General features: G+C 72.2%; 13 protein-coding genes. 6 read left to right on the top strand and 7 right to left on the bottom strand.

Annotated elements, in window-relative coordinates:
* Positions 1-88 precede the first annotated feature (88 nt).
* Positions 89-1,918, top strand: coding sequence for a phosphoenolpyruvate carboxykinase (GTP) (locus ACZ47G_RS09585; RefSeq protein WP_465740856.1), 1,830 nt, complete (start codon positions 89-91; stop codon positions 1,916-1,918).
* A 252-nt stretch (positions 1,919-2,170) separates the two neighbouring features.
* Here the strand turns inward: ACZ47G_RS09585 and ACZ47G_RS09580 are convergent, their stop codons facing one another.
* Complete coding sequence (locus ACZ47G_RS09580) at positions 2,171-3,385, bottom strand: pyridoxal phosphate-dependent aminotransferase (protein ID WP_465740855.1); 1,215 nt, start codon at positions 3,383-3,385, stop codon at positions 2,171-2,173.
* A gap of 269 nt (positions 3,386-3,654) precedes the next feature.
* Here ACZ47G_RS09580 and ACZ47G_RS09575 point away from each other — a divergent pair, with 269 nt between their 5' ends.
* The gene (locus ACZ47G_RS09575; RefSeq protein WP_465740854.1) at positions 3,655-4,371 is read left to right on the top strand and encodes a prepilin peptidase; all 717 of its coding nucleotides are present in this window, start codon (positions 3,655-3,657) and stop codon (positions 4,369-4,371) included.
* Positions 4,372-4,514: 143 nt separating this feature from the next.
* Here ACZ47G_RS09575 and ACZ47G_RS09570 read toward each other — a convergent pair whose 3' ends face one another.
* Positions 4,515-6,128, bottom strand: a complete 1,614-nt coding sequence (locus ACZ47G_RS09570; protein WP_465740853.1) for a chitinase — start codon at positions 6,126-6,128, stop codon at positions 4,515-4,517.
* A 398-nt stretch (positions 6,129-6,526) separates the two neighbouring features.
* Here ACZ47G_RS09570 and ACZ47G_RS09565 point away from each other — a divergent pair, with 398 nt between their 5' ends.
* The 4 genes from ACZ47G_RS09565 (at position 6,527) to ACZ47G_RS09550 (ending at position 12,247) form a co-directional block, all read left to right on the top strand.
* The gene (locus tag ACZ47G_RS09565) at positions 6,527-7,321 is read left to right on the top strand and encodes an isoprenyl transferase (RefSeq protein ID WP_465740852.1); all 795 of its coding nucleotides are present in this window, start codon (positions 6,527-6,529) and stop codon (positions 7,319-7,321) included.
* 346 nt (positions 7,322-7,667) lie between these two features.
* Positions 7,668-9,002, top strand: coding sequence for a PhoH family protein (locus ACZ47G_RS09560; RefSeq protein ID WP_380453843.1), 1,335 nt, complete (start codon positions 7,668-7,670; stop codon positions 9,000-9,002).
* A gap of 451 nt (positions 9,003-9,453) precedes the next feature.
* Positions 9,454-10,176 (top strand): aggregation-promoting factor C-terminal-like domain-containing protein, encoded by a 723-nt coding sequence (locus ACZ47G_RS09555; RefSeq protein WP_380453845.1) that lies wholly within the window; start codon positions 9,454-9,456, stop codon positions 10,174-10,176.
* 538 nt (positions 10,177-10,714) lie between these two features.
* On the top strand, positions 10,715-12,247 hold the full coding sequence (locus tag ACZ47G_RS09550; RefSeq protein WP_465740851.1) for an AI-2E family transporter: 1,533 nt from the start codon (positions 10,715-10,717) through the stop codon (positions 12,245-12,247).
* Here the strand turns inward: ACZ47G_RS09550 and ACZ47G_RS09545 are convergent.
* The 5 genes from ACZ47G_RS09545 to ACZ47G_RS09525 all read right to left on the bottom strand — a co-directional run bounded on the left by ACZ47G_RS09545 (position 12,244) and on the right by ACZ47G_RS09525 (position 15,363).
* Positions 12,244-12,576, bottom strand: coding sequence for a hypothetical protein (locus ACZ47G_RS09545; RefSeq protein WP_465740850.1), 333 nt, complete (start codon positions 12,574-12,576; stop codon positions 12,244-12,246). The genes ACZ47G_RS09550 and ACZ47G_RS09545 overlap by 4 nt on opposite strands.
* A complete protein-coding gene (locus tag ACZ47G_RS09540) occupies positions 12,573-12,695 on the bottom strand; it encodes a hypothetical protein (RefSeq protein ID WP_465740849.1) in 123 nt (40 codons plus the stop codon). The genes ACZ47G_RS09545 and ACZ47G_RS09540 overlap by 4 nt, the downstream gene beginning before the upstream one ends.
* On the bottom strand, positions 12,688-14,295 hold the full coding sequence (locus ACZ47G_RS09535) for an alpha/beta hydrolase (protein WP_465740848.1): 1,608 nt from the start codon (positions 14,293-14,295) through the stop codon (positions 12,688-12,690). The genes ACZ47G_RS09540 and ACZ47G_RS09535 overlap by 8 nt, the downstream gene beginning before the upstream one ends.
* 11 nt (positions 14,296-14,306) lie before the next feature.
* Positions 14,307-14,687 (bottom strand): hypothetical protein, encoded by a 381-nt coding sequence (locus ACZ47G_RS09530; RefSeq protein ID WP_465740847.1) that lies wholly within the window; start codon positions 14,685-14,687, stop codon positions 14,307-14,309.
* Positions 14,688-14,820: 133 nt separating this feature from the next.
* A complete protein-coding gene (locus ACZ47G_RS09525; protein WP_465740846.1) occupies positions 14,821-15,363 on the bottom strand; it encodes an alkyl hydroperoxide reductase in 543 nt (180 codons plus the stop codon).
* Position 15,364: the final 1 nt, after the last annotated feature.

Below are 15,364 nucleotides of genomic sequence, written 5' to 3'. Positions count from 1 at the left end.
GAGGGCCAGGACCCGGAGCTACGCTGCAAGCACCCTCAGACCCCCGCAACGCCGTCTCCTCGCCGAGACGGCGTGAAACGGAGCGATCGTGTCGTACGAGATCTCTGCTCTCAGCGCATCCGCGCCCACCCGCCACAAGCAGCTGCTCGCTTGGGTGAGCGAGATCGCCGAGCTCACCCAGCCGGACCGCATCGAGTGGTGTGACGGTTCCGACGAGGAGTACCAGCGCCTCGCGGACCTGCTGGTGGCGCAGGGCACCTTCAAGAAGCTGAACGAGGAGAAGCGCCCCAACTCCTACTACGCCGCCTCGGACCCCTCGGACGTGGCGCGCGTCGAGGACCGCACCTTCATCTGCTCCGAGCAGGAGAAGGACGCCGGACCGACCAACCACTGGAAGGCCCCCGCCGAGATGCGGGCGATCTTCCAGGGCGAGCAGGGCCTGTTCCGCGGCGCGATGAAGGGCCGCACGATGTACGTCGTGCCCTTCTCGATGGGCCCGGTCGGCTCCCCGCTGGCCGCGTACGGCGTCGAGATCACCGACTCCGCCTACGTCGCGGTGTCGATGCGCGTGATGACCCGCATGGGCCAGGCCGTGCTCGACCAGCTCGGCGAGGACGGGGACTTCGTCAAGGCCGTCCACACCGTCGGCGCCCCGCTGGCCGCGGGTGAGGCGGACGTCCCGTGGCCGTGCAACAGTACCAAGTACATCTCGCACTTCCCGGAGACCAAGGAGATCTGGTCCTTCGGCTCCGGCTACGGCGGCAACGCCCTGCTCGGCAAGAAGTGCTACGCGCTGCGCATCGCCTCGACCATGGCCCGCGACGAGGGCTGGCTGGCCGAGCACATGCTGATCCTTAAGCTCACCCCGCCGTCCGGTGAGGTCAAGTACGTCGCGGCGGCCTTCCCGTCGGCCTGCGGCAAGACCAACCTGGCCATGCTCCAGCCGACCATCCCGGGCTGGAAGGTCGAGACCATCGGCGACGACATCGCCTGGATGCGGTTCAACAAGGAGGACGGCCGCCTCTACGCGATCAACCCCGAGGCGGGGTTCTTCGGCGTCGCCCCCGGCACCGGCGTGGACACCAACGCCAACGCCATCGACACCCTCTGGGGCAACACCGTCTTCACCAACGTCGCCCTCACCGACGACGGCGACGTGTGGTGGGAGGGCCTCACCGAGGAGCCCCCGGCGCACCTCATCGACTGGCGCGGCAACGACTGGACCCCCGAGTCCGGCACCCCGGCCGCCCACCCGAACGCCCGCTTCGCCGTCCCGGCCGCGCAGTGCCCGACCATCGCCCCGGAGTGGGAGGACCAGGCGGGCGTGCCGATCTCGGCGATCCTGTTCGGCGGCCGCCGGGCCACCGCCGTCCCGCTGGTGACCGAGTCCTTCGACTGGCAGCACGGCGTCTTCCTGGGCGCCAACATCGCCTCCGAGAAGACCGCCGCCGCCGAGGGCACCGTCGGCGAACTGCGCCGCGACCCGTTCGCGATGCTGCCGTTCTGCGGCTACAACATGGGCGACTACTTCGCCCACTGGCTGAAGGTCGGCGCCCAGGCGGACGCCGCCAAGCTGCCGAAGATCTACTACGTCAACTGGTTCCGCAAGAACGCCGAGGGCAAGTTCGTCTGGCCCGGCTACGGCGAGAACAGCCGCGTGCTCAAGTGGATCGTCGAGCGCCTGGAGGGCACCGCCGAGGGCGTCGAAACCCCGATCGGCGTGCTGCCGAAGGTCGACGGCTTCGACCTGGGTGACCTGAAGCTGTCCGAGGAGGACCTCGACCTGCTCTTCACCGTGGACGCCGACATCTGGCGCCAGGAGGCCGCGCTGGTGCCGGCCCACCTGGAGCTGTTCGGCGACCACACCCCGAAGGAGCTGTGGGACGAGTACCGGAGCCTGGTCGCGCGCCTCGGCTGAAACTGAGCCTTGGTCTCAGCCTCAGCCGAGCGAGAGGCCGGCGCGCGGCACGAACCGCGCGCCGGCCGAGCGATGGGACGGCCGGAGTTCCGCCGGGTGGTCTTTCCCCGACCAAGGAGACCGCCCGGGCCGGGACTCCGGCCGTAGTGTTTTCCGTTCCACCGGGCCCTCCGGCCGGGTGCGGCCCCTCCGGCTCTCCGGCTGGGTGCAGCCCCTACGGCCGGGTGTAGCCCCTACGGCCGGGTGTAGCCCCTACGGCTGGGCGTAGCCGCTGAGGAACTCGCCGATCCTGGTCACCGCGTCGGTGATCTCCTCCGGCCGGGGCAGCGTGACCAGCCGGAAGTGGTCCGGCTCGGGCCAGTTGAAGCCGGTGCCCTGGACCAGCAGGATGCGCTCGGAGCGCAGCAGGTCCAGCACCATCTGGGCGTCGTCCTTGATCTTGTAGACCTTGGGGTCCAGCCGGGGGAAGGCGTACAGCGCGCCCTTGGGCTTGACGCAGCTGACCCCGGGGATCGCGTTGAGCAGCTCGTACGCGGCGTCGCGGGAGGCGAGCAGCCGGCCGCCGGGCAGCACCAGGTCCTTGATCGACTGCCGTCCGCCGAGCGCGGCGGCCACCGCGTGCTGGGCGGGCATGTTGGCGCACAGCCGCATCGAGGCGAGCACGGTCAGGCCCTCGACGTAGCTGTGGGCGCGCTGGCGGTCGCCGGAGAGCACCATCCAGCCGGAGCGGAAGCCGGCCACCCGGTACGCCTTGGACAGTCCGTTGAAGGTGACGCAGAAGAGGTCCGGGGCCAGGGTGGCCAGCGGGACGTGCTCGGCGTCGTCGTAGAGGATCTTGTCGTAGATCTCGTCCGCGTAGACCACCAGCTGGTGCCGGCGGGCGATCTCGGCGATGCCCTCCAGCACCTCGCGCGGGTAGACCGCGCCGGTCGGGTTGTTCGGGTTGATCACCACGATGGCCCTGGTCCGGTCGGTGACCTTGGACTCGATGTCGGCGAGGTCCGGGTACCACTCGGACTGCTCGTCGCAGCGGTAGTGCACCGCGGTGCCGCCGGCCAGCGAGACCGAGGCGGTCCACAGCGGGTAGTCCGGCGCCGGGACGAGCACCTCGTCGCCGTCGTCCAGCAGCGCGGTCATGGCGAGCTGGATCAGCTCGGAGACGCCGTTGCCGAGGAAGACGTCGTCGACGGAGAGCCCGTGCAGCCCGCGCTCCTCGTAGTGCATGACCACGGCGCGGCGGGCCGAGAGCAGGCCCTTGGAGTCGCCGTACCCGTGCGCGTTCGCGAGGTTGCGCAGGATGTCCTGGAGGATCTCCGGGGGTGCCTCGAAGCCGAAGGTGGCGGGGTTGCCGGTGTTGAGCTTGAGGATGCGGTGGCCCTGTTCCTCCAGCCGCATCGCCTCGTCGAGCACCGGGCCGCGGATGTCGTAGCAGACGTTGGCGAGCTTGCTGGACTGGATGACCTGCATGCCTGCCTACTTTAGGGGCTCGGCGGGGCCCCGGGCGGGGCGTTCGGGAGCACGGCCCGCCGGGTTCGCAAGGGCCCCCTTGGATCGGCAGGCGGGGGCGTCGGGCGGCCTTTCAAACCGGTGGCTCGATGTCCGGAATGCTCATGTATGCGAGGAACGCCATCCGAATCCCGCACGGATTCCGGCGCGGAACGAGACGGACGGCACACCGACCGCCCGCTCCGGACGGGAAGATGGGGCCCGGTCCGTCGACGAGGAGGGGAGTGCCGGTGGTGGTGGTCGTGGCCGGGGCGGTACTGGTCGGACTCCTGGTGGCTCCGCTGCTGCGTGCGCTGGTCGCCCGCTTCGCCGTCCCCGAGGGCGAACCCTGGTGCGGGGCCTGCCCGTTGTGCGGCCGCGCGGTGGGGGCCGCACTGCCGCCGACCGGGCGCTGCCCGGGCTGCCGCGGCCGGCTGGGCCCCGGGGCGGGAGCGGTGGAGGCGGTCGCGGCGGTGGTCGCGGTCGCGGTGGCGTACGCGGCGGACGGGCCGCAGACGGCGGCGCTGGCCTGGGCGGGCGGGCTCGGGGTGGCCCTCGGCTTCACGGACGCCCGGGTGCGCCGACTGCCCTACCGGCTGACCGGGCCGCTGCTGGCCGGAGTGGCCGCGCTGCTGGCGGTGGCGGCGCTGGCCGAGGGGCGCCCCGGGGTGCTGCTGCGCTGCCTGCTGGTCGCGCTGACCGTCGGGGCGCTGCTCGAAGTCGCCGTCCAGATCGGCGCGTTGGGCCCCGGCGACTCGCCGCTCGGGCTCGCCCTGGGCGGGCTGCTCGGCTGGTACGGCTGGTGGGTGGCGATCGGTGGGCTGGTCGCCGCGGTGGTGCTCGCCGGGCTGTGGGGCACCCTGCGGGTCGCCGCCCTGCTGGTCCGCCGCCGCCCGTGGCGCGGCCTCGAAGTCCCGGTCGGCCCCTTCCTGCTGCTGGGCGCGCTCACCGCGGTGCTGGCCCGGTAGCGCGGAAGGGGCCCGCCGTACCGGAACCGGTACGGCGGGCCCCTTCCGTCGGCGCGCCGGCCCCACCCTCAAGGAGTGGCGCGCCGAAGACCGCTCACCATTTGCCGGTCGGTCTAAGGGAGTTGCGGCTCTGCGGACAGTCCTCAGGGCATCTTGTGGACGAACGGGCCGACGGCGTTCGAGAAGGCGTTGCCGTTGTTGGCGTCCCAGTTGGTGGACCAGGTCATCGCGCCCCGGATGGTGGGCCACTTGGCCGGCGGCACGAAGCTGCCGCAGTTGTTGCCGGTGGCCAGGCAGTTGAGCGCGTTGTTCACCACCGACGGGTCGACGTAGCCGCCGCCCGCCGCCTTGCCGGAGGCGGGGACCCCGATGCCGACCTGGTCGGGCCGCAGACCGCCCTGGATGTGGGTGCAGACCTGCGAGGTGATGAAGTCGATCGTGCCCTGGTTGTAGACCTTGCCGTCGCAGCCGTTCATGCCGCCCGAGTTGTAGAACTGGGTGTTGACGACGGTCAGGATGTCCTTGGTGTTCAGCGCCAGCTGGAAGTAGGCGCCGGCGGTGCTGTACATCCCGATGGTCTCGGGGGCCATGGTCAGCACGAAGCCGGGGCCGACCTTGGCCTGCAGGGCGTGCAGCGCGTCGCCCAGCGGTCCGGCCTGGACGCCGTTCTCCAGGTCGACGTCGACGCCGTCGAAGCCGTAGTCCTTGAGGATCGCGGAGGCGCTGTCGGCGAAGTTCGCCCCGGCGGTGGCGTCGCCGACGGTGATCGCGCCGTTCTGGCCGCCGATGGAGAGGACGACCTTCTTGCCGGCCGCCTGCTTGGCCTTGATGTCGGCGCGGAACTGGGCGTCGGTGTAGCCGCCGAGCGCCTTGGACAGGCCCGGGTCCAGGGTGAAGCTGATCGCGCCGGTCCGGGTCGGCACGGCGTCGGCGAAGGAGACCGCGATGATGTCGTACGCGTTCTGGACGTCGCTCAGGCGCTGCGGGGTCGAGCCGTTGTCGAAGTTCTGCCAGTAGCCGGTGAGCGCGTGCGCCGGCAGGCCGGTGGCCGGCGGGGTGGTCGCGGTCGGGGTCGCGGTCGGAGTCGCGGTCGGGGTGGCCGTGGGGGTCGGCGTCGCGGTGGGGGTCCGGGTGGGCGTCGCAGTGGCGGTCGGGGAGGCGGTGGCCGTCGGCGTCGGGGTCGGCGTCCTGGTGGGGGTGGCCGTCGGCGAGGGGGTGGCGGTGCCGCCCGGGCCGACCAGCGCGACGTCGTCGGCGAGGTAGGCGCCCTGCCCGTACCAGCCGTGCAGGTAGACCGTGACGCTGGTGGCGTTCGCCCCGGTGGTGAAGGTGCTGGAGAGCTGGTTCCAGCTGTTCTGGTTCGACCAGGCGGACGGGTCGGTGCCGCCGGTGCCGCGCGCCCCGAGGTAGACGTACGGGCCCTGCACCCAGGCGCTGAGGGTGTAGCTGGTGTTGGGCAGCACGCTGATGGTCTGGGTGCACTCGGCGGTGTCGCCCGCGCCCGGGGTGGCCTGCAGCGCACCGCTGCCGGAGTGCACCGGCGAGGACACCGCGGTCGCGCCGCCGGTGCAGGACCAGCCGCCGAGTCCGCTCTCGAAACCGCCGTCGGTGACCAGGTTGCCGTCCGCCGCGCTGGCGCCGCCGGCGAAGAGGGCGAGGCCGCCGCCGGCCAGGGCGAGGGCGGTGGCGCCGGCCGCGAGGGCCGGGAGGGGGCTGCGCCGGCGCCGGTGCGCGGGCTGGTTCGGCGTACGGGCCATGGGTGACGCTCCTGGGGAAGGAGCGGCCGCCGCGGTGGGGGGCGCGGCGGCCGCGTGTGGGGGAGGGGAGGTCCGCAGGTGACTCCTGGAGGCGGGGTGTTCCGTTCCGCCTCGGGTCAAAAGCTGGACTAGACCATTGCCGGACGTCAAGGACGCGACAACCGGTTTACGGCTCCCTTAAGGATTCGGAGACCGTTCCGTGTCCACGACGGCCGCACCCGCCCCGCGGGCCCCGCCGGACCCGCCCGCGGGCCCGGACACGCCCGCCGCGACAGACTTCGTACAGGACCGTGACCAGACCGCTACCTGCGGCTTTACCGCGCGCCTGCGCGCCGGAGTAGGCTGCGCCGGGGCCGGGGACGAACCGGCCCGAACGAGTACGGAGGGGCCGGGAAACCATGGGTCTGCGCGATGTCGCCGAACGGACGCCGGGGCTGCGCACCCTGCTGGGCGGGATGTACCGGCTGTACGGTCGCCGGGTCGAGGTCCACCTCGGCCGCACCCCCCACCACATCGGCGTGATCCTCGACGGCAACCGCCGCTGGGCCAAGGCCGCCGGCGGCTCCACCGCGTACGGCCACCAGCGCGGCGCCGACAAGATCAGCGAGTTCCTCGGCTGGTGCGACGAGACCCACGTCAAGGTCGTCACCCTGTGGATGCTCTCCACCGACAACCTGGACCGCCCGGCCGACGAACTCGTCCCGCTGCTCGGCATCATCGAGGACGCCGTCACCGGCCTGGCCGCCGCCCGCCGCTGGCGGGTCAACCCGGTCGGCGCGCTGGACCTGCTCCCGCAGCACACCGCCGACGTGCTCAAGCGCGCCGCCGAGGAGACCTCCGCGATCGACGGCATCACCGTCAACGTCGCGGTCGGCTACGGCGGTCGGCACGAGATCGCCGACGCCGTCCGCTCGCTGCTCCAGGAGCACGCCGGGCGCGGCACCTCGATCGAGGAACTGGCCGAGATCCTGACCGTCGAGCACATCTCCGAGCACCTCTACACCGCCAACCAGCCCGACCCGGACCTGATCATCCGCACCTCGGGCGAACAGCGGCTGTCCGGATTCCTGCTCTGGCAGAGCGCGCACAGCGAGTTCTACTTCTGCGAGGCGTACTGGCCGGCCTTCCGCAAGGTCGACTTCCTGCGCGCGCTGCGCGCCTTCGAGCAGCGGCACCGGCGGATGGGCCTCTGACCCGGCGCCCGCCGGGCCCCACCCGGGCCCTCCGGGGCCGAACCGGGTGCCGACCCACCTCCCGGCCGGGGCGCCATCCTGCCGATCCTGAGCCGATCGCGGCCGATTCCGGCCGATCCCCGGGCGGAGCCGGCGCGCTTCCGGGCGGAATGACCGCCGTAGGCCTGGCGTACCCGGGCGCCGCGCGAGGCCAAACGTTCACCGGCAATGATCCGTCAGTTCGCCGGGGACGCGAATGCACCGCTCCCCGCCTGGGAATACTCCAGTCAGTCCGGTCCCGAGGCCACCGGGGCAGCGGGGGCCGGCATGCCGCGGGTGACGCAGGGTCATCCGCTCTGGAGGCCTAGTGGTCAGTTCCAAGAGCCGCCGGACACCAGACCGGCGCACGTACGTTCTCGACACCAGCGTGCTCCTGGCGGACCCTCTCGCCATGACCCGCTTCGAGGAGCACGAGGTCGTCCTCCCGGTGGTGGTCGTCACCGAGTTGGAGGCCAAGCGCCACCACCCGGAGCTGGGCTACTTCGCCCGCCAGGCGCTGCGCCTGCTCGACGACTACCGCGTTCGCCACGGCCGGCTCGACGAGCCGATCCCGGTCGGCGAGCTGGGCGGGACGATCAGGGTCGAGCTCAACCACTCCGACGTGTCGATACTGCCGGCCGGCTACCGGGCCGGTGGGGGCGAGGCCGACACCCGGATCCTGGCGGTCGCCCGCAACCTGCAGGCCGAGGGCTACGACGTCACCGTCGTGTCCAAGGACCTCCCGCTGCGGATCAAGGCCAGCTCGGTGGGCCTGCTCGCCGAGGAGTACCGGGCCGAGCTCGCGATCACCTCCGGCTGGACGGGCATGTCCGAACTGCACGTCGCGGCCGAGCAGGTCGACGCGCTGTTCGCGGCCGGCCACGACGCGGCGGTGGACGTCGAGGGGGTCGAGGAACTGCCGGTGCACACCGGTCTGGTGCTCACCTCGGAGCGCGGCCGGGCGCTCGGCCGGGTCACCGGCGACGGGCGGGTCCGGCTGGTGCGCGGCGAGCGCGAGGCGTTCGGGCTGCGCGGTCGCAGCGCCGAGCAGCGGGTGGCGCTGGACCTGCTGCTCGACCCGGACATCGGCATCGTGTCGATGGGCGGCCGGGCCGGCACCGGCAAGTCGGCGCTGGCGCTGTGCGCGGGGCTGGAGGCGGTGCTGGAGCGGAGGCAGCACCGCAAGGTCATGGTCTTCCGGCCGCTGTACGCGGTCGGCGGCCAGGAGCTCGGCTACCTGCCCGGCAGCGAGGCGGAGAAGATGGGCCCCTGGGCCCAGGCGGTCTTCGACACCCTCTCGGCGGTCACCACCCCGGACGTGATCGAGGAGGTCATCGCCCGCGGGATGCTGGAGGTCCTGCCGCTGACCCACATCCGGGGCCGCTCGCTGCACGACGCCTTCGTGATCGTGGACGAGGCCCAGTCGCTGGAGCGCAACGTCCTGCTGACGGTGCTGTCCCGGATCGGCCAGGGCTCGCGGGTGGTGCTCACCCACGACGTGGCGCAGCGGGACAACCTCCGGGTCGGCCGGTACGACGGCGTGGTGGCGGTGGTGGAGAAGCTGAAGGGCCATCCGCTCTTCGCCCACATCACCCTCACCCGCTCGGAGCGGTCGCCGATCGCGGCGCTGGTCACGGAGATGCTGGAGGACATCAACCCGTGAACCGCCCCTGATCCGGGCATAGTAGGACAATAGGGTCAACTCGCGGTGCGGGGCCCGTTCCTGACGGAGCGGGCCCCGTCCCTTTCATCACATCGAGTGCTTTCCGTGCGGGGGAACTCCCGTACGGTGAATGTGACATGCGCCACGCGGGCGGGAATTGCGTCGACAGTGCCCGGTGCGGCATGGTGAGGGTTCTGTCAGGCCCCGCGTACGGCGCGGCAGGGCTTCCGGACCCCGGGAGTCCGGCCCCGGATGGTCCACCAACTCCGGTCGGTGGACGCACAATTGAAGACCGATGAGCCGTACGCCGCCCGATTCCAACGCCCGGTCGCCTCAACCCGACCGGACGCCGGGCCAGCACCTCCCGTGACCAGAGCACCTGCGGAGGTCCGTGCCAAGGGGCATGTTGCGTCCGCACGGTCACGCGTGGGCGATGCTGGAAGGAATCCATGTGACTCGGATCTCGGTCCGGGGAGTTGCTGTGGCCTCCGCCACCGCCGTCACCGCAGTCGGTGCCGTCGTGGGTATGGCCTCGGGCAGCGAGGGCAAGACGACGCAGACGGTCGACATCGCCGGTGCGACCCTGCTTGCCGAAGTCCCCTCCGGCTCCCAGGCGCAGGCCGTCAGTGACAACATCGGCCAGCAGGCGTCCGCCCAGCAGGCCTCCGCCGACGCCGCGGCCAAGGCCGCCGCCGAGCAGAAGGCCGCCGAGGAGGCCGCGCGCCAGAAGGCCGCCGCGGACGCCCAGGCCAAGGCCGACGCTGACAAGGCCGCCAAGGCCGCCGCCGACCAGCGCGCCGCCGCCGATGCCGCCGCCAACCGCTCCAAGGCGCGTTCGGCGATGTCCGCGGTGGACAACAGTGCCCCGCCGGTCTCGGTCAGCCCCGGCTCCGTCCAGGACATGGCCCGGCAGATCGTCGGCAACGACGCCCAGTTCCAGTGCTTCAGCCAGATCGTGAAGCGCGAGAGCGGCTGGGACTACACCGCGACCAACAGCGGCTCCGGCGCCTACGGTCTGGTCCAGGCCCTGCCCGGCTCCAAGATGGCCTCGGCCGGCGCCGACTGGCGCACCAACCCGGCCACCCAGATCAAGTGGGGCGTCGGCTACATGAACAGCCGCTACGGCAGCCCCTGCGGCGCCTGGTCGTTCTGGCAGGCCCACAGCTGGTACTAGGAGGGCCCGCCGCCCCGCGGGGCGGCGCACTCCACACGGCCCCCGGCCGCTCGTCCCGTTCGACGAGTGGTCGGGGGTCGCGGCATTCTCCGGCGGCTGCCGTGGTGGTGGGGGCGGCCGGGCCGGGGTGACCGTCGGGCCCGGGGTGACCGTCGGGCCGGGGTGACTGCCGGATAAGGGCGGGCCGCGCCGCCCGGGCTGCGCTGACCAGTGCGCCCACGGGCGGTGCGGTCCTGGGTGCGGACGCGGGGCGCGGGGAGGGGTCCTGGTTGCTCCCCGCACCGGCCGGTCCGCCGGCGGTTGGTCCTTCTCGGTGACCGTTCGGTCCCGTTCGGACTCCTCCCCATCAGCCTGCTGGTGAAACCATCACCAATCTGGTGGTTTGTCCAAGTTTGTGGAATGAACCGATCGCGTCGAACCTCCTGGCGATCACACCCGCCCCGTCCCCGCCGGGTAGCGTCATCCCCGACGGCCGTGGCGGGACCCACGGCGTACCGCCGCACTCGGCGGGTCCGGCAGGGAAGCGGTGGTAGCGAGGATGGCGCGGGGCGGAAAGGCCTTCAAGGCCGTGGCCAAGGGCATGGCCGTGGTGGCGAGCGCGGCCGCCGTGATCGAACGGCGCCGGCGCGCCGCGATGGCGGCCGACCCGCACGAACTCCCCGCACCCGGAGTCGGCGAGGCGCCCGGCCCGGTGCCGGTGCCGCGCGCCGATCCGGCCCCCGCACCGGCACCGGCACCGGTCGTGGTCCCGGCCTCGGTCCCGACCGTCGAGGCGGTGGCGAACCCGGCGCCGGCTGCCGCGCCGTCCGCGCCCGCAGCGCCGTCCGCGCCCGTTGCGCCGCCCGTCACGCACACCGGACTCGGCCGGGAGTACCACCCCGGCCGGCCCGCCACCCCCGCCGAGGCGGTGCCCTGGGGACTGCGGGTCGCCGCCGAGTCGACCTGGCGGCTGCTGCTGCTCGGCGCCGCGCTCTACGTCCTCTTCTACGTCGTCGACATGCTGCGGCTGGTCGCCTTCTCGGTGCTCGCCTCGCTGCTGATCACCGCGCTGCTGGAGCCCTCGGTCTCCTGGCTGCGTCGGCGCGGGGTGCCGCGGTCGCTCGCCGCCGGCGGGGTGTTCCTCAGCGGCCTCGCCGGGATCGGACTGGTCGGCTGGTTCGTGGTCTGGCAGGTGTCCACCAACCTGCCCGATGTCACCAACCAGGTGAAGACCGGCGTCAACCAGCTGCGGGACTGGATGATCACCGGACCGCTGCACCTGACCCAGCAGCAGATCACCGACTTCGCCAACCAGATCACCAAGGCCATCACCACCAACACCGACCAGATCACCTCGGCCTCGATCACCGGCGCGCAGATCGCCGTCGAGATCCTGACCGCGCTGCTGATGACCTTCTTCACCACCTTCTTCTTCCTCTACGACGGCGCCAAGATCTGGAACTGGGCGCTGCGCGGCCTGCCCCGGCAGTCCCGCTTCGCGATGGCGGGGGCCGGTCCGAAGGCCTGGACGACGCTCACCGCGTACGTGCGCGGCACCGTCTGCGTGGCCTTCATCGACGCCGTCTGCATCGGCATCGGCATCGACCTGCTCGGCGTGCCGCTGGCCATGCCGCTGGCCGTGATCATCTTCCTCGGCGCGTTCGTCCCGCTGGTCGGTGCCCTGGTCACCGGCACCGTCGCCGTCCTGATCGCACTGGTCACCCAGGGGCCGTGGACGGCGCTGATGGTGCTGGTCGTGCTGATCGCGGTGATGCAGGTGGAGAGCCACATCCTCCAGCCGCTCATCCTCGGCCGGGCCGTCCGGGTCCACCCCCTCGGCGTGGTCCTCGGCGTCGCGGCCGGCGGCATCATCGGCGGCATCGGCGGCGCGGTGGTCGCCGTCCCGCTGATCGCCGTCACCAACACCGTGGTCGCCCACCTGCGCCGCCGCAACGAGGCCGGCCAGGCCGTCTTCACCGCCCTCGAAGCCGCCCGCGAAGCCGCCGAACGCACCGCGGCCGCCCAGCCGGCGGCGGCTCACCCGGCGGCGGCTCACCCGGCGACGGCTCAGCCGGCGGCGGCCGCGGACTAGGGGAGGAGCGCGGAGATCACGGCGGTGAGGGCGGCCGAGACCGCCAGCCCCGCCAGCGCGCCGGTCGCGATCAGGGCCTCCTGCTCCGCCCAGTGCGACCGGCGCCGCGACGTCCGCCACAGCACCCGGCGGGTCAGCACGGCTCCGAGTACCGGCCCGCCCCAGGGGAGCCCCACCACCCACAGCAGGGCGTAGTACCCGTGCCAGGGCGGGTCTTCGGACGCGAACATCGTCCAGACCACCGCGACGAGGCAGATCGCCGCCCACCAGACGGTGACCAGCACCATCCACCAGCCGCCGCCGGACCGCGGCTCCCGCCGGCCGCTCACGGGGCGGCCCACACCAGCGGGCCGCCCGCCGCGCACAGCCACCCGAGCACCGGCCCGATCCCGGTCAGGACGACAGCCTCGGCGAACGACGGCCGGAACGACGGATCGAGGTCAGTCATTGCGTCCGGCAGCCTTGGTGATCCGGCCGCCGTGGCCACTGACGATCCGTCCGATGTTGTCGACCGAGGTGTGGTCGTCGTCGGGGCCGTCGCCCCAGTAGGACGAGTGTGCGGTGAAGTCGGGCAAGCCACCGTCCACGGCGAAGCGATGGGCGCCGAAGTCCGCGCTGGCCGGGTCCCTGGTGTACCAGCCGAGGTGCGAGATGTGGTCCCAGGAGGCGGCGCCGACGTAGGTGTGATCAGCCCCTACCGAGAACTCCGAGGCGTGGAAGGCGTCGGTGCCGGGGCTGCCGACGAGGATGACGTCGTCGGCCGCGATTCCGGCCGGTTTCTTCGCGGCGAGGCCGACCAGGAGGGAGCCGAAGCTGTGACCCTCGGCCGTGACATGGGCCGGTGCGCCCTGGTGGGTGACGCGTTGTCCCTCGAGGAACTTGCGGTAGGCGTCGACGCCTCCTTGGGCGCGGCTCATGTCGCCGGCTTCCGGGAAGCTGAGTGGCGCGTCGTACCCCAGCCAGGCGATGGACGCGGTGCTGCGGGTCGGGTCGGCGCGCCGGGCCGCGTCGTACACGGCCTTCGCCCGGTCCGCGTCGCCGCCGCCGATGCGTTGAAGCGTGGTGTCCAGGCCGCCGACCAGGGAGGTGACGTCCTGGGCGGTGTCGGGGTTCCCGAAGGAGATGATGCCGCGGCCCTGTCCCTCCCCGCCGATGCCGAGCAGGAAGACCGGCGGTTCCGTCCCGTCGGTCTGGCGCAGCCGCTCGGCGATCCTGCGGTACCCGTTCAGCTTCAGGTCGCCGTGCGGGTCGGACGACGGGCCGCCCTTCTCGTACTCGGCGATGAGTTTCGGCAGGAGGATCCGGTTGGCCTGGTTCCTGGCGACGGCGGGGACGCCGTCGCGGTTGCCGACCAGGTCCGGGTGCTCATGGATGAGCCACTGCTGCTTGTCGGCGGGCAGTGCGTTCCACCAGGCGTTGACCTCGGTGGGCGTTGCGCCGTCCTTCGGGACGCTGCCGAGCAGCAGGCTGTCCGGAGTGAGGGTGACGTCGAGCTGGTCGCTGACGGCGGAGGCGGAGTCGAGGCCGGTGCCGTCCTGGGCGCGCTTGATGTAGTGCTGGAGCCGGGCGGCGATGGCCTGATCGACGGTTCCGGCCTCGGTCAGGGCGGTTGAGATACGGGCGGCGAGTGCTTTGGCGGTTCGCTCGCAGCTCTTCCGGTATTCGGGGTCGTGCTGGTCGGCGTAGCTGCCGGGCGGCCAGGAGACGGTGCCGCGGGCGTCGACGGACATGCCGGCCGTCTGTACGTCGGTCAGCGCCGTGCGCAGTGCGGACTGGGCGAGAGCCAGCGCGTCGGCTCCGGCGCGGATGCTCCTGCCGATCTGCCCGATTTCGCTGTGGGCGGCCTTCAGTTCGCTGGTGCTGCGGCGCAGTGCCGGGCGGGCCGCGTCGGCGGAGGGCCCGGACCAGCCGGCGGCCGCGATGCGGCCGTCGACGCGGTCGCGCCACTTGTCCACGTGCTGTCCGAAGGAGCCGTGCAGCTTGTCGTAGGCGTCAGCCGCGGCGTACAGGTGGCTGAGGTCGGTGTCGCGCAGTGTGGCGAGGTCCATGCGGTCGCCCCCTAACCGAAGTGCAGGACGAAGTTCTGCTTCTGCTCTACGGTCGGGCCTGCCGGAACGGTACGGGTGTCCGGGCCGAACGCCGTGCTGATCTGCTGGTCGGTGCTCCCGTAGCCGAGGCCCGCGTCGATCAGACCACGGCCTTGTCGGCCCATCGTGGTGTGCAGGTCCGTCAGCAGGGTGTTCCAGACGTTGGTGCAGGTGCCGAGTGCGATGCCGCACTGGAGCCCGGCCAGTCCGGCGGCGGACTGGTTCGAAACGTCGAGCAGTGCTTTGAGTTGGCCGGGGATCTGGCCGGCCGTTTCGACGGCGGTGCTCCCGGTCTGCTGGAGTTCGTCCGGGGCGACCTGGAAGCCCCCGCCGTTCTCCGGGTGTTCGGACACTGCGGTTCCCCCTCGGACCGAATGTCGTGCACGGATCGCCTTGCACTGTAGTCGAGTTGGACCCCCGGGGCCCCGGAAACGCCGACGGGCCCCTCCGGTGAGCGGAGGGGCCCGTCAGGTGGTGCGGGGTGCGTCAGGCGTTGACGGCGGCGAGGGCGGCCTCGGAGTCGAGGACGCCGGCCACGGCCTGCAGGACGGCGGCGATCTTCATCGAGGCCTGGATGACCTCGCGCTCGACGCCGGCCTTGCGCAGGACGGCCTCGTGCGAGTCGAGGCACTGGCCGCAGCCGTTGATGGCCGAGACGGCGAAGCACCAGAGCTCGAAGTCGATCTTCTCGACGCCCGGGGTGCCGATGATGTTCATCCGCAGACCGGCCCGCATCGTGCCGTACTCCTTGTCGGAGAGCAGGTGCAGCGTCCGGTAGTAGACGTTGTTCATCCCCATGATCGCGGCCGCGCCCTTGGCGGCGGTGTACGCCTCCGGGGAGAGGTTGGCCTTGGCCTCGGGCTCCAGCTCGCGCAGCAGACCGGGGCTGCGGGTGGCCATCGCGCAGGACAGCACGGTGCCCCAGAGCTGCTGGGCGGGGAGGTCGGAGTTGCCGATGACCGAGCCCAGGTTGAGCTTGAGGTCCTTGGCGTAGTCCGGGAGGGCGGCCTTCAGGTCGTCGAGGGCCATG

The sequence above is a fragment of the Kitasatospora sp. NPDC030952 genome (genome assembly GCF_055571335.1).
This window is presented reverse-complemented; position numbering and strand designations above follow the sequence as displayed.